11 protein-coding genes are annotated in these 14,438 nt (G+C 59.1%); all 11 read left to right on the forward strand.

Going from position 1 to position 14,438, the window contains the following annotated elements; translation table 11 throughout:
• The first annotated feature begins 15 nt into the window (after window positions 1-15).
• The 11 genes from B0G77_RS32910 (at window position 16) to B0G77_RS32960 (ending at window position 13,870) form a co-directional block, all read left to right on the forward strand.
• A complete protein-coding gene (locus tag B0G77_RS32910) occupies window positions 16-1,134 on the forward strand; it encodes a Gfo/Idh/MocA family oxidoreductase (RefSeq protein WP_133666014.1) in 1,119 nt (372 codons plus the stop codon).
• Window positions 1,135-1,182: 48 nt separating this feature from the next.
• Entirely contained in the window at window positions 1,183-2,199 is a 1,017-nt protein-coding gene (locus tag B0G77_RS32915; protein ID WP_133666015.1) for a Gfo/Idh/MocA family oxidoreductase, read from the forward strand.
• A gap of 30 nt (window positions 2,200-2,229) precedes the next feature.
• Entirely contained in the window at window positions 2,230-3,195 is a 966-nt protein-coding gene (locus tag B0G77_RS32920) for a sugar ABC transporter substrate-binding protein (protein WP_133666016.1), read from the forward strand.
• A 121-nt stretch (window positions 3,196-3,316) separates the two neighbouring features.
• Entirely contained in the window at window positions 3,317-4,354 is a 1,038-nt protein-coding gene (locus tag B0G77_RS32925) for a Gfo/Idh/MocA family oxidoreductase (protein ID WP_208116531.1), read from the forward strand.
• Window positions 4,355-4,604: 250 nt separating this feature from the next.
• The gene (locus B0G77_RS32930) at window positions 4,605-5,753 is read left to right on the forward strand and encodes an ABC transporter permease (RefSeq protein WP_133666017.1); all 1,149 of its coding nucleotides are present in this window, start codon (window positions 4,605-4,607) and stop codon (window positions 5,751-5,753) included.
• 21 nt (window positions 5,754-5,774) lie between these two features.
• The gene (locus B0G77_RS32935) at window positions 5,775-6,554 is read left to right on the forward strand and encodes an ATP-binding cassette domain-containing protein (protein ID WP_133666018.1); all 780 of its coding nucleotides are present in this window, start codon (window positions 5,775-5,777) and stop codon (window positions 6,552-6,554) included.
• Window positions 6,555-6,577: 23 nt separating this feature from the next.
• Window positions 6,578-8,509, forward strand: a complete 1,932-nt coding sequence (gene iolC / locus B0G77_RS32940) for a 5-dehydro-2-deoxygluconokinase (RefSeq protein ID WP_133666019.1) — start codon at window positions 6,578-6,580, stop codon at window positions 8,507-8,509.
• Complete coding sequence (gene iolD / locus B0G77_RS32945) at window positions 8,509-10,437, forward strand: 3D-(3,5/4)-trihydroxycyclohexane-1,2-dione acylhydrolase (decyclizing) (RefSeq protein WP_133666020.1); 1,929 nt, start codon at window positions 8,509-8,511, stop codon at window positions 10,435-10,437. Before iolC ends, iolD begins: the two co-directional genes overlap by 1 nt.
• A gap of 133 nt (window positions 10,438-10,570) precedes the next feature.
• On the forward strand, window positions 10,571-11,413 hold the full coding sequence (gene iolB, locus B0G77_RS32950; RefSeq protein ID WP_133666021.1) for a 5-deoxy-glucuronate isomerase: 843 nt from the start codon (window positions 10,571-10,573) through the stop codon (window positions 11,411-11,413).
• A gap of 113 nt (window positions 11,414-11,526) precedes the next feature.
• The gene (locus B0G77_RS32955) at window positions 11,527-12,357 is read left to right on the forward strand and encodes a MurR/RpiR family transcriptional regulator (RefSeq protein ID WP_166656321.1); all 831 of its coding nucleotides are present in this window, start codon (window positions 11,527-11,529) and stop codon (window positions 12,355-12,357) included.
• 382 nt (window positions 12,358-12,739) lie between these two features.
• Entirely contained in the window at window positions 12,740-13,870 is a 1,131-nt protein-coding gene (locus B0G77_RS32960) for a porin (protein WP_133666023.1), read from the forward strand.
• Window positions 13,871-14,438: the final 568 nt, after the last annotated feature.

Raw genomic sequence — 14,438 nt, forward strand, 5'->3', positions numbered from 1 at the left:
TAGAGAAATTCATCCATGAACAGAAAATTGCGAGTTGGTGTCTTCGGTGCGGGACTGATTGCTCAGCTTGAGCACATCCCCAACATTCTGAAACTGAGCGATCGGTTTGAACTGGTCGGTATTGCCGATGCGTCTGCTACGGTGCGTGAGTTCTTCAAGAACACAAAGAACCTGCCGGTTTATGAATCGCATCAGCAGCTGTTGAGCAGGGCGGAGCCGCAAGCCGTGTTTGTCTGCTCGCCGGATTGCTATCACGCCGACATGGTGATCGACGCGCTGAACGCTGGCTGTCACGTATTCACCGAGAAGCCAGTCTGCTACACGGTGGAAGACGTGGCCCGCATCAAGGCTGCCCGTGACGCCAGCGGCAAGCACCTGCAGGTTGGGTACATGAAGCGCTTTGACCCGTCCTACCAACTGCTGCGCGACATGCTCCCGTCCGACGGATCGAGGCTGCGCATGGTCAGCGTGGAAGTGTGCGATCCCGACTCCTGGCCGTTCCGCGAGCATCAGGGCGACCTGGTGTTCGCCAATGACATCTCGCAAGCGATGCGAAGTGAATTCAAGGCGCGCCAGACCTCGCAGATTGTCGCGGCGCTGGGTGGCCAGCCCGACGAAAACGGTTTCCGCGGTTTTGCCGGCGCATATTGCTCCAGCCTTGTTCATGACATCAACGTGGTGCACGGATTGCTGCAGAAGATGAATGTCTCGACCGTCGGCATTGAAGGGGCGACCTTCTTTGCAAATGGTGATGGCGGTCAGGCCACAGTTCGGCTGGACGCCCAGACCAGTCTGTGGCAAATGATGCATTTAACCGTACCCAAGGTTGCCGAATACCACGAGCGCATTACGCTCTATTTTGATGACGCGGTCTACAACCTGGAATTCCCGTCGCCCTGGCTGAATCACTTTCCGACGCGGTTGACTGTGTGGACGTCCGACGGACATCACTCGCAGAAGACCGAGCACCGGGCCAATTACAAGGAAGCCTTCGTCGAGGAAATCAAGTATTTCTGGGAAACGATCGTCAACAGTAGCCCGGCGCTCAATACACTGGAAGATGCCGAATGCGATACGCGGCTGTTGGTCGCGATGGGGCGGGCTGCACTCGCCAATAAAGCCAGCACGATTTAACAGGTGCAATATCACAGCAAAATCTCTTGATAAAAAATATGGACTCCTATGCGTAAGCTAAGAATTGCAGTGATTGGAGCGGGTGTCATTGGAAAAATGCACATCCGCAATCTGGTAAAGGGTGTCGAGGGTGCCGAACTGGTTGCCGTTGCCTCCCCGTCGATGGCGAGACACACTGAATGGCTGTCCGGTCTGGGCGTGACGAATCAATTCGTCGACTACAAGGACATGCTGGCCAGGGTAGATGTCGATGCGGTGTGCATTTGCTCTGCCACGAACACTCACCTGGACATTGTCAGGCACGTTGCATCGCTCAAGAAGGCGATGTTCTGTGAAAAGCCACTTGATATCCATTTTCGACGCAGCAAGGAAATTGCCGCGATCGTCAAGGATGCCGGAGTGCCGTTCCAGGTCGGCTTCAACCGCCGTTTCGACGCGCAATTCAACCAGTTGCATCGCGTGGTCAGTCAAGGCGAGATTGGTCGCCCTCAGGTGGTGAAGATTACCTCGCGCGAAGCCGAGTTGCCGCCCCGCGGAGCGCTGAAAAGTGCCGGCAATGTGTTCATCGACATCCATGTTCACGACTTCGACATGGCCCAGTATCTGATGGGCGACACCATCGAACGTGTGTATGTTGAGGGCGGCGCCATTGCCGATCCTTCTCGTGCAGATGAAGAAGGTTTCGTCGATACCACTGTGATTACCCTGAAGTTTTCGAACGGCGGCGTGGGTACGATCGATTGCTCGCTCCTTGCTGTCTATGGCCACGATCAGCTGGCAGAAGTACTCGGTTCGAAGGGACTCGCCAAAATCAATAACACCGCCCCGACGACTTTGGAAATTTCCAACGAACAGGGAGTCACAAAAGACAAACCACATTTCTCATGCCTTGATCGCTACCCAGTCTCATATGCAAATGAACTGGCGGTGTTTGCCGATAGCGTTCTGAACGGCAAGCCTGTTCTGGTAGGTGCTGAGGATTCCTTGCGGGCAGAGCGTCTTGCATTGGCAGCCGATATCTCTTACCGCGAGCAGCGTCCTGTGTATGTCCGGGAAGTCAACTAAAAGTCCGCTAATTCGAAGAGGAGCTTCACGATGAAGTCAGCTATCAAGAATTTCCTGTTGCATAGTGCCCTTGCTGCCGTCATTACGTCCGCGATGACGATCTCGGTCAATGCAGTTGCTGCAGACAAGCCGGTGCGCATCGCATTCGTGACTCACGGCCAGGCGGGCGATTCATACTGGAACGCGCTCAAGAAAGGTCTGGAGGATGCGGCGAAGGAGACGGGCGCCAACGTGTCATACCAGGCACCGGAAACGTTCGATCCGATCGCCATGTCACGAATGATCGATGCCGCTGTTGCATCTAAGGTCGATGGTCTTGTGGTATCGGTGCCGGACGCAAACGCGCTGCAAAAGTCGATCAAGGCGGCTGATGCCGCCGGCATTCCGGTGATCGTGGTCGATTCAGGGGAAGGCGACGTGAAGAAGGTCGGTGCCAAATTCTACGTAGGCAGCGCCGCCGAATACGACGCCGGCAAGCTGGCAGGCGAGCGCTTCAAGGCTGCCGGCGTGAAGAACCCGATCTGCCTGAACCACGAAGTGGGTAACGTTGCGATTGACGACCGCTGCCGCGGTTTCAAGGACGGCATGGGAGGCAACGCGCCGGTGGTGGCCATGACCTTGGACCCGACCGACGTGACCTCACGTACGGGTGCCTATCTGGCCAGCCACCCGAACGTCGACGGAATCCTCGCGACCAGCTCCAGTGTGGCGAACGTGCTGATCAACGATCTTCGCCAGAAGGGCACACTGAAGAAGTACAAGTTCGCCAGCTTCGATGTGTCGCCGGAACTGCTGGATGGCGTTGCCAAGGGCGATGTGTTCTTCGCGCTGGATGCCCAGCAATACATGATGGGCTATCTGCCAGTGGTGATGCTGAACAAGCATGCGCACTACGGCCTGCTGCCGATGAACAACATCTATACCGGCCCGCTCTTCGTCAGTAACAAGGCAGATGCCGAGCAGATCCTGAAGCTCAGCAAGCAGGGCTATCGCTGATTCCCACGCTATAAATCCGGCCGCAGGACGGGTGATCGATTAGCGATTCCCATCCTGCCATAACACGGGCGACATGCGAGCTTCGCAGGGTTGGTCACGCCCGCCATGTCGCCAACAAAGTATGAGGCATGAAATGAGCAACACAGTAAAGGTTGGCATCGTAGGTCTGGGACGCATCGGAAAGAACCATGCGCGTAATCTGGCACGCCGGGTGCGGGGTGGCGAGCTCATCGCAGGAGCAAGCCCGGTTGCCGCGGAGCGTGAGTGGGCCAGGACCGAGCTTGGCATCACGAAGCTCTACGAAACGATGGGCGACCTTCTGGCTGACAAGGAGGTGGATGCGGTGTGGCTGGCTACGCCGACGTCGTTCCATGCCGACCAGATCGTCGCCGCACTGGAGGCAGGCAAGCACGTTTTCTGCGAAAAGCCGCTGGCGCTGACGCTGGAAGAGTGTAAGCGCGTGCTGAACGCTGCGGAAAAGCAGCCCAACGTGACGGTGATGGTCGGCTTCATGCGCCGCTACGATCCGGCCTACGTCGAGGCAAAGCGCCGGCTGGACAATGGAGATCTTGGCAAGCTGTTCCGCTTGCATTGCGCCTCGCTGGACGCGATCGACACGAATGGATTCTTCGTGCAGTTTGCACCGACCTCAGGTGGATTGTTCCTGGATTGCAGCATTCACGACATCGATGTCGCCTTGTGGATGACCAACGGTGCAAAGCCGGTCTCTGTTTCGGCGACGGGCATCCGCGCCATGTACCCGGACCTGGCGGCGTGCCATGACGTGGATACCGCGACAGCCACGGTTCTGTTCGAAAACGACATTCTTGCGACCTTCCACGCATCGCGCACTTCGCACCATGGCGACGAGACGTCCCTGCAACTTGTGGGTACCCAAAGTTCCGTGAGTCTCGGCGTGGGTGGCACCCCGACCTCGGAGGTCAATGTGCAAAAGGGCAACGCAAACCATTGCGCCATGGTGGTGGACTTTTTCGCCCGTTTCGAACAGGCCTTTGTGGTGGAAGCACAAGCCTTTATCGATGCCGTCAGAAATGGCGACACCATGCGTGACCGCTTGCTGGAGGCGCGCGACGCCACCCGGATTGGCGTGGCCATGCGCGAGGCGTTGGAGCAGAAAAAAATTGTCACATTCGAGTAGTTGAAGGACATCTGGGGCGACCTTGAATGTTCTTCGGGTGGCATTCCCCATCGCTCGCGGCACGGGCCGGTCAACAACCGGCTCACGAGAAAGCGCGGGCCGGCCGGCTGCACGCGGTGGGGTTCCTGGTTCATGCATCGGTGGAAAACACCTGATTGATTGATGGTACATGAGACGGATTGTGCCAAACGCCTACCGGCGCACTATCGGACAGCGCCGTGTGAGCGCCAGACCATATGGAGAGCGACAAATGAGCGAGACAAGTACTCAGCGCGCAAAAGGCATACAGATTGCGAAGAAGGGTGCGGGTAGCGATTCGAGGCGAATGGCCAAACAGTCCTGGTTTGCACGTGTCATGCATCGGCCTGAATCCGGGGCTGTATCTGGACTGGTTTTTGTTTACGCGTTCTTTATTCTCTTTGCCAGCGGTAGTGGCATGTTCAGTGCCGACGGCATGATGAACATTTTCAAGGTTGCCGCAGAACTGGGAATTCTGGCCGTTTCTGTTTCATTGTTGATGATTGCCGGTGAATTCGACCTGTCGATTGGCTCGATGGTGGCACTCTCGGGGCTGATCATCGGGGTTGGGGTGACCAAACTGGGTCTTTCATTGCCTGTTGCAGTACTGATTGCATTTGTCTTCAGTCTGATGATCGGGGCGTTCAACGGCTATCTTGTGGTTCGCACCAGGTTGCCGTCCTTTATCGTTTCACTGGCGACGATGTTCATTCTACGGGGCGTGGCGGTCGCGGCAACGCGCCTGCTGACCGGCAAGACTCAAATCTCATATGTCGTCAACGAGCTAAATCAGGATTCGTGGGCGGTCTCACTCTTCTCCGGTCACCTCTTCACCGGACTGTTCCAGTTCCTGGCGGCGCATGGGGTGATTGCAACGCGCCCAGACGGCTTGCCGCTCGTGCCGGGGATCCCTGTCTCCGTCGTGTGGTGGCTGGTCATTTCCGCGCTGGCTACCTGGGTGTTGCTTCGTACCCGTCTGGGGAACTGGATCTTTGCCACCGGCGGTGATTCCAATGCGGCGCGCAACATGGGGGTGCCGGTCAACAAGGTAAAGATCCTGCTCTTCATGTTCTCAGCCCTGAGCGCCATGCTGTTCGCCACCGTTCAGGTTCTGGAGTCGGGGTCTGCGGATACGCTGCGTGGTGTTCAGAAAGAGTTCGAAGCAATCATTGCCGCAGTGATTGGCGGCTGTCTGCTGACCGGCGGTTATGGTTCTGCAATTGGATCGATGTTCGGTGCCCTGATTTTCGGCACTGTTCAAATCGGCATGTTCTACACCGGGATCGATACGGACTGGTTCAAGGTTTTCCTCGGACTGATGGTTCTGCTGGCCGTGTTGTTCAACGATTATGTTCGCAGAATGGCGACGAGCAGCCGTTAAGTCGAGATAGGAGACTGAGAAATGAATCCAGTGATTGAGCTTGCCAAAGTCAAGAAGATGTTCGGCTCCGTAATTGCGCTTGACGGCGTATCTTTTGATGTCCTTCCGGGTGAGGTCCACTGTCTTCTTGGGGATAACGGCGCAGGGAAGTCCACACTGATCAAGGTGCTGTCCGGTGTGCACCAGCCAACCCAGGGGGCGATCCGCATTAACGGTCAAGACATCCTGTTCCAGAGTCCTCGCGATGCTTATCAAGCCGGTGTCGCGACCGTGTTTCAGGACCTCGCAATGCTGCCGTTGATGAGCATTGCGCGGAATTTCTTCCTCGGTCGTGAGCCAACAAAGGGTAAAGGCCTGCTGCGTCGCTTCGACGCCAGGTTCGCCGACGAAGTGACCCGTCAGGAAATGGTCCAGATTGGCATCGATATCCGCGATCCAGGGCAGGCGGTCGGCACGCTGTCGGGCGGCGAACGTCAAGGCCTCGCGATTGCGCGCGCGACCTATTTTGGCGCCAGGGTCCTGATTCTGGACGAGCCGACTTCGGCCCTTGGGGTACACCAGGCCAGCATGGTCCTGAAATATATCGACAAGGCCCGCGATGACGGAATTGGTGTGGTGTTCATCACCCACAACATCAACCATGCGTACCCGATCGGAGATCGGTTCACCCTGCTCAACCGCGGCACCAGTCACGGGACGTTCAGAAAGTCCGACATTACGCGCGATGAAATTCTGCGCGTGATGGCAGGTGGTGAAGAGATGCACACGCTGAGGGAAAAGCCGCCTGGCGTTGAAGTCTGAACGTGATCGTTTTGTGGGCTGACATGAAAAATTCGACTAGTTTTGCAAATCATCGCCGGTTGGACCTGATTTGTCTTGGGCGGCTGCTGGTGGATCTTTACGCCAACGATATTGGTGCCCGGCTCGAGGATGTGACACACTTTTCCAAGTACCTGGGCGGTTCATCCGGCAATGTAGCGTTCGGCACGGCCCGGCTCGGTATGAAGTCGGCGATGCTGTCGCGTGTCGGCGATGAGCAGATGGGACGTTTCCTGCTGGAGACGCTCGAACGGGAGGGCTGCGACGTCAGCCAGGTGAAGCTTGACCCGGATCACCTGACCGCCCTGGTGCTGCTCGGCATCAAGGACCGCCAGAGCTTCCCGCTGCTGTTCTACCGCGACCACTGTGCCGACATGGCCTTGTCGGTAGATGACATTGACGAGTCGTTCATCGCCTCCAGCAAGGCGCTGGCCATTACAGGCACTCATCTGTCGCGCCCCGGTGTACATGCCGCTGCCAGACGTGCACTCGAATACGCTCGCCGCAACAATGTGCGTACCGTGCTCGACATTGACTACCGGCCGGTTCTGTGGGGACTCGCCAGCAAGGGGGATGGCGAGACCCGCTTCGTCGCTCACAGCAGCGTCACCCAACACCTGCGGGCAATATTGCCCGAGTTCGACCTGATCGTAGGTACCGAGGAGGAATTCCGCATCGCAGGTGGCAGCGACGACCTGATGGACTGCCTCCGGAGTGTGCGCGAGATTTCGGACGCTACCCTGGTGGTAAAGCTCGGTCCTCTCGGCTGCGTGGTGATCGATGGCGCCATTCTGGCGAAGATCGAGGACGCCGGCCTGCACTGTGGCGTGCAAGTGGAAGTACTCAATGTGCTTGGCGCCGGCGATGCCTTCCTTTCCGGGTTCCTCTCCGGCTGGCTGCGCGGTGAGGACTACGCTGCCTGCTGCCGCTACGCCAACGCCTGCGGTGCCCTGGTGGTGAGCCGTCACGGCTGCGCTCCCGCGATGCCGACGCCCGCGGAGCTGGCGTACTTCCTGGATGTCCAGCCATCGCGTCCCGCGGAAGATGCACGGCTGAATCACTTGCACCGGGTCACGGTGGCCCGCAAGCAGCGCGACGAATTGCTCGTGTTTGCCTTCGATCACCGCAGTCAGCTGGCTGATGTCGCGCAACAGACTGGACAATCCGAATCGCGGATCGGCCAGCTCAAGCAACTGCTGGTGGAGACGGTTGCCGAGGTTGAACAGGAGCATGGCCTCACCGGTAAAGTCGGCATCCTCGCCGACGACCGCTACGGTCAGGACGCCCTCAACGCCGCGACTGGCCGCGGCTGGTGGATCGGCCGCCCGGTCGAACTGCCAATGTCGAATCCGCTTGAATTCGAATGGGGACGCTCGATTGGCTCGCACCTCGCCAGTTGGCCCAAGGAACACGTAGTCAAGTGCCTGGTGCAATACCATCCGGACGACACGATCGACAACCGCCTGGAGCAGGAGGCGCAGTTGCTGGCGCTGTATCAGGCGGTACAGGTCAGCGGTCATGAGCTGCTGCTGGAGGTGATTCCGCCGGGGAACCTGCCGCAGATGTCCGACACGGTGCTGCGCGCGCTCACGCGGCTGTATGACCTCGGCATCTGCCCGGATTGGTGGAAGCTTGAGCAACCTGCGGCGCAAGCCTGGCCGGCCATCGACGCGCTAATTTCCGGGCGTGACCCATATTGCCGTGGCGTGGTGCTGCTCGGGCTTAACGTTCCCGTCGACAGGCTACGCGAAGGATTCAGGGCGGCTCGTGCGTCAACGACCTGCCGCGGCTTCGCCGTCGGCCGCACCATTTTCTACGAGGCGAGCCGCAAGTGGTTTGCCGGCGAGTTGGACGACGCAGGCCTGAAGCGCGAGACCGCCGCGATCTTCGTTACCCTGGTCGATGCATGGCGTGAAGAAACCGGGAGGAGAGCGTGATGCCCACTATTCGTCTCACCATGGCGCAAGCGCTGGTGAAATACCTCGCGGCCCAGCGTATCGAGATTGATGGCGAACGCGTACCGCTCGTCAACGGCTGCTTTGCCATCTTCGGCCATGGCAACGTCGCCGGCATCGGCGAAGCGCTTTACGAGTGCCGTGACAGCTTTCCCACCTACCGGGCGCATAACGAGCAGGGTATGGCACACGCAGCCATTGCCTACGCCAAGGCGCACTTCCGCCGCCGGCTGATGGCGGTCACCACCAGCATCGGCCCGGGTGCCACCAATCTGGTGACTGCAGCCGCCCTCGCGCATGTGAACCGCCTGCCGGTGCTGCTGTTGCCGGGCGACGTGTTTGTTTCGCGCGCCCCTGACCCGGTGCTACAACAGGTGGAGAGCGATGCCGACGGCAGCCTCTCCGCCAACGACTGCTTCAAGCCGGTATCGCGCTATTTCGACCGCATCGTGCGCCCCGAACAACTGCTTGCCGCATTGCCGAAGGCGATCGCTATTCTCACCGACCCGGCGCAATGCGGCCCTGTGACGCTGGCTTTACCGCAGGATGTGCAGACCGAAGCCTACGACTACCCGACCGGGTTTTTCGAAGAATCGCTCATCCGCATCCGTGTGCAGCCCGCCGCGCGCGATGAGCTGATTGATGCCGCGCAGGCAATCCGCCAGGCGAAGCGCCCGATCGTCATCTCCGGCGGCGGTGTGCTGTACGCTCGCGCCACCGAGGCGCTACGCACCTTCGCCGAAACTTTTGGCGTGCCCGTGTGCGAGACGCAGGCCGGCAAGAGCGCCTTGCCATGGGACCATCCCCTGCAAGTCGGTCCGGTTGGTGTAACAGGTTCGGCGGCCGCCAACGAACTCGCCAGGGAGGCCGACCTGGTGGTGGCAGTGGGTACCCGCTTGCAGGACTTCACCACCGGCTCGCACAGCCTGTTCCCGCAGGCGAAGCTGTTGAGTATCAATGTGAACGGGCTGGATGCGATCAAGCAGCGCGGCCAGGCACTCGTTGCTGACGCGCGTTGGAGCCTCGTCGCGCTCACTGGCACGCTCTCCGGGGAACCCGTTGACGATGGACCCGACGACGCGCTCATCTCAGGGCGGAAGGGCGCACGGGACATTGCCGGAGGCTGGCGCGCGGACACCCGGTGGACGCAGCGTGCGCGGCAACTCGCGCACGCCTGGCGTGAGACGGTCCATGCGGTGACTTCACCACGTGAGCTGCCGCGAGGCAAGCTGCCCTACGACGCGGAAGTCATCGGCGCGGTGCAGCGCTCGGCCGATTCGACGGGGGAAGACATCGTGGTATGCGCGGCCGGTACGTTGCCTGCGGAGCTGCACAAGCTGTGGCGTACCGGGTTCCCTGGCGGCTATCACATGGAGTATGGCTACTCCTGCATGGGCTACGAAGTGGCTGGGGGGCTGGGCGTGAAAATGGCTCGTCCGGACAAGGAGGTGATCGTGATGGTGGGTGATGGCTCCTACCTGATGATGAACTCCGAGCTGGCGACCAGCGTAATGCTTGGGCAGAAACTGATCGTTGTGATCCTGGACAACCGGGGCTATGGATGCATCAACCGCTTGCAGCAGAACTGCGGAGGTGCGCCGTTCAACAACATGCTGAAAGACTGCCTGACCGGCTCGCAGGGACTGCCGGACATCGACTTTGCGAGGCACGCGCAATCGCTAGGCGCGATTGCTGAACGCGTACCGAACATCGCGGGGCTGGAAGAAGCGCTGGTGCGTGCCCGGGCGGCCGACCGCAGCTACGTGGTGGTGATCAACACCGACGACACACGCACGACCGCCGAAGGAGGTTGCTGGTGGGAAGTCGCAGTGCCGGAAGTGTCTGAGCGGCCACAGGTGAAGGCCGCACGCGAAGCGTACGAAGCGGCGCTGCGGGTGCCGCGTAGCTAAGTATGGCCAATAGGTTTAGGGTGAGGCCGCCCGCTGGAACATCACCATTTGGCGGCGTTGCCTGAGGGGTTTCGCTATGCCGGGCCCATCCAGCGACCACGTAACGAAGTACGAGTAGAACGAGGACCGATCAATGAACTTACTGGTTAAAGGCGCGAGGAATCGGCGCGACCTGATCACCGTCACTCCGGCGTCGGCCGGTTGGCGGCACGTGGGATTCGAGGTGAAGAGGTTGACCCCAGGCGAGACGATTTCGCTGTGTGAGCCCGATCGGGAGATCTGCCTGGTGGTGCTTTCCGGCGTTGTGTCAGTCACTGCTGGTGAGCAGCAATGGAATGAGATCGGCATGCGCACCAGTGTGTTCGACGAGCATGCGCCCTACGCGGTCTATATTCCGCCGCGGCTGCAGGGCGAGGTAATCGCGCACGGCGCAGTGGAACTGGCGATCTGTACTGCTCCGGCTGAAGGCAAGCTGCCGGCGCGCCTGATCGAACCGTCCTCCATCAAGCGTTCGGTGCGCGGGGTGGCGGCCAACGCCCGCTATATCGCTGACATCCTGCCGGCGACCGAAGCGGCTGAGTCATTGCTGGTGGTGGAAGTGCGCACTCCGCAGAGTCACAGTTCCAGCTACCCACCACACAAGCATGACACCGACGCGGTCCCGCAGGAAAGCGTACTGGAAGAGACCTACTACCACCGCATCAACCCGCCGCAGGGCTTCGTGTTCCAGCGGGTCTACACCGACGACCGCAGCCTGGACGTGAGCATGGCTGTGGAAGACGGCGATGCGGTATTGGTCCCGCGCGGCTACCACCCGGTGGTGGTGCCGTATGGATACGAGAGCTACTACCTCAACGTGATGGCAGGCCCAACCCGACAATGGTGCTTCAAGAACGACCCGGCGCACGAATGGCTGATCAGCGGAGGGCCGGAACAGCCTGATACGCGGGCAACTTCGCCGCGTTACGTCGAGTGACTCGAAATATGCGCCATTTTACTTCGGTTAACCAGGAGCGGGCCGCTTCTGAAGGACGCCACTACCGAGTCCCGCCGCGAGGTGCAGCGGAGGCGGGCCCGGCGTCGGGGGACTTGACACAGGATCGGCTGTTTCAGTGGATCGCCGCCGACTATTCGTCTTTAAGCCGGCAATTGCAGGCCATTGCGCGCTACCTGGAGCAAAATCGCGGCCAGATGATGCTGGCCCGGATTAATGACGTAGCCGCGGCCTGTGATGTACACCCTTCTGCCGTGGTTCGATTTGCCAAGCGGTTCGGGTTATCAGGTTTTGCCGCGCTCAAGGCGATGTTCAAGGAGCAGTTCCGCATTCAGGGGCAAAGTGACGCCAATTCGTCAGGCATCACGCCAGCCAGCCTTCGACCGGCCTCCAGGGTGGTAGCGGCCAGCCGCGCTTCGCTACTGGACCTGGACATGCGTTTCGACGAGGACGGGTTTCAGAATGCAGTTGGCCTTCTGAGCCGTGCTGAGCGCGTCTACCTTCTGGGCCTTGATGGCAGCCTGCCTGTCGCAAGTTACCTGGCATCCGCGCTTCAACGGACAGCTAGACAGGTTGTCCTCGTTACAGAACTGGGGGGGGTGCACCGGAACCTTATGCGCTCAGCAAGCTCGCAGGACACTATCGTGGCAATCAGTCGCGCGCCCTATGGGTCGGACACTGAAATCTGCGTTCTTGAAGCCCACAGAAGGGGCGCGTGCGTAGTGGCCCTGGTCGACAGCCGTCTTTCGCCACTGGCTTCACTTGCCGCTGCATCACTTGTTGTCAGGGAGACAAAGGCCTTTCCATTCGCGATCACCAGTACGCTTTGTGTCTGCGAGGCTTTGGTGGCCGCACTGGCCAGCGTAACCCTGGCTGACGGATCAGCATTCGACAAACCTCGTCCTGCAGACATGGTTATCAGCTGACCGGTATTGCCGGGTAGAGCGCAATCCAAAGGAGACTTTCGGCGCGTGTGCCCGCAACGGTAAGAGATCGAAGAGAGTGCGGAACTGGAATGGAACCATATTTATAAATTCGGATTACTAAAGTTAACGAGTTACTGCAAATGATGGAAGGGTAGGGATGTGTTCGCACGGGGATGGTTTTCTGGCGACATTGGACCGGTCGCTGAACTCAACGTGTAGGTAGATTGGTCATTTGCAGCTAAGGAACCGGTTGATCGAGATGGTTCTATGTTTTTGAGGAGTCCTGCTATCCATGTTTTTTGTAGTGACGTTGGAGGCGCGAATTGTCCAGAACAGGCGTCAGCCTCTCTTCAAACATTAAATTACTAACCTGAGTAAGAACGTGAAACGACTGTTCCTGTCCGCGATTTCCCTCGGTGTTTGCGCTATTGCCATAAACGCGCATGCAGAAAACTCGGTCACACTGTACGGAATCGTCGATACTGGGATCGCGTATATCCACAACAGTGGCGGTCATAGCTCCCAGTGGAAAATGTCCGCCGGCAACCTCAGTGGCAACGAGTGGGGATTAAAGGGTAACGAGGATCTTGGCGGCGATCTCTCTGCGGTTTTCACGCTTGAGAACAGTTTCGACATCAGTTCGGGGCAGTTACAGAACGGTGGCCGCGAATTCGGTCATCAGGCATTTGTCGGGATCAGCAGTGGTCGGTTGGGTACATTGACGCTTGGCCGGCAATATGATCCAGTTACCGACCTTTTGCAGCCGCTAACTGGAGATCAATTCAGCGGACTGTTCGCGACGCCGGGAGATGTTGACAACTACGACAGCAGCGTACGCATCAACAACGCCGTGAAATGGGTGAGCCCCGTATGGGGCGGTTTGACGGTCGAAGCGCTGTACGCGTTGGGTGGCATAGCGGGCTCGGTCGGCTCCGGACAGTCGTATTCCGCTGCGCTTGCATACACGGCGGGGCCGCTCAGTCTGGCGGGTGGCTACCTGCACGTCGACAACGGCAACGTCAACCTGTCAGCGCGCGGCACATCGTCGGCCGATACGTTCTTTAACAGCTCGGTCAATGCTGCGTACGCTTCGTCGCGCTCGATCAACATCGCGCGTGCGGGTGGCCAGTATGTATTTGGACCGGTGACGGTCGGCGCTGCATACAGCTTTTCGGAATATTCGCCTGATGCTTCGTCGACGTTCAAAGAATCGGAGAAGTACCAGAACGGATCCATCTTTGCGCTCTGGCAGGTGTCGCCGACGTTCCAGGCGGTCGCGGGCTATAACTATACGAAATCGAACGGCGACTCCTCGGCGAAATACAACCAGTTCAACGTTGGCGTGGATTATCTTCTGAGCAAACGCACCGACCTCTATGCAACGGCAGCGTACACGCACGCGAGCGGGGAAAACGGTAACGGTGCCGCGCAGGCGGTAATCGGCTCGTACGGTGTTGACGCGGGTGCCAGTTCACAGGCGCTTGTGATAGTGGGCGTGCGGCACAAGTTTTAACCAGGGATCTCCATTTGGCGCTCGCGCAGGTCAATCTGGGTGAGCGCCGTTTTTTTACTTCTCCACATTTGAGGATTACGCACATACGTAACGCACGCGCAGAATGGTCTTGTTGACCATCTTGCCGGCCTGCCGCTGCTTCCGCAGAGCGGGAGGCTATATGATGAGCAAAGGCGATCAGGTTCCTACCCCCTTGAGATCGACCCAGGTGATGGACCTGGCGAGCCATCGGACATCACAGCTGCGCCGACCGGGCTCCCCGTGCTTTACGTCTGTTCTAAGCTAACTCGGGGTGAGTTTAATGACTCTCAACACGACACCTACTGTTCTCATCGTGCCCGGGCTGCGCGATGGTGTCGCGGAACATTGACGGGCCCTGCTAGAGAAGAAGTTCTCTGTCGGTGTCTCTTTTGGCCGACAGGCGGCAGGCGCCACCCGTGAGCGAATGACCGTTAGTCTTTGAGAGCGGCCGTTGCCAACGCGGCGAGCCGGATGACTGCAACGGGTCGACCTTCGCCTGTCGGCGAGCCGACGAGCCACCGTTCAGCAGTTGATAACACCGGCGAAT

The sequence above is a fragment of the Paraburkholderia sp. BL10I2N1 genome (genome assembly GCF_004361815.1).
In the GTDB taxonomy this organism is placed as follows: domain Bacteria; phylum Pseudomonadota; class Gammaproteobacteria; order Burkholderiales; family Burkholderiaceae; genus Paraburkholderia.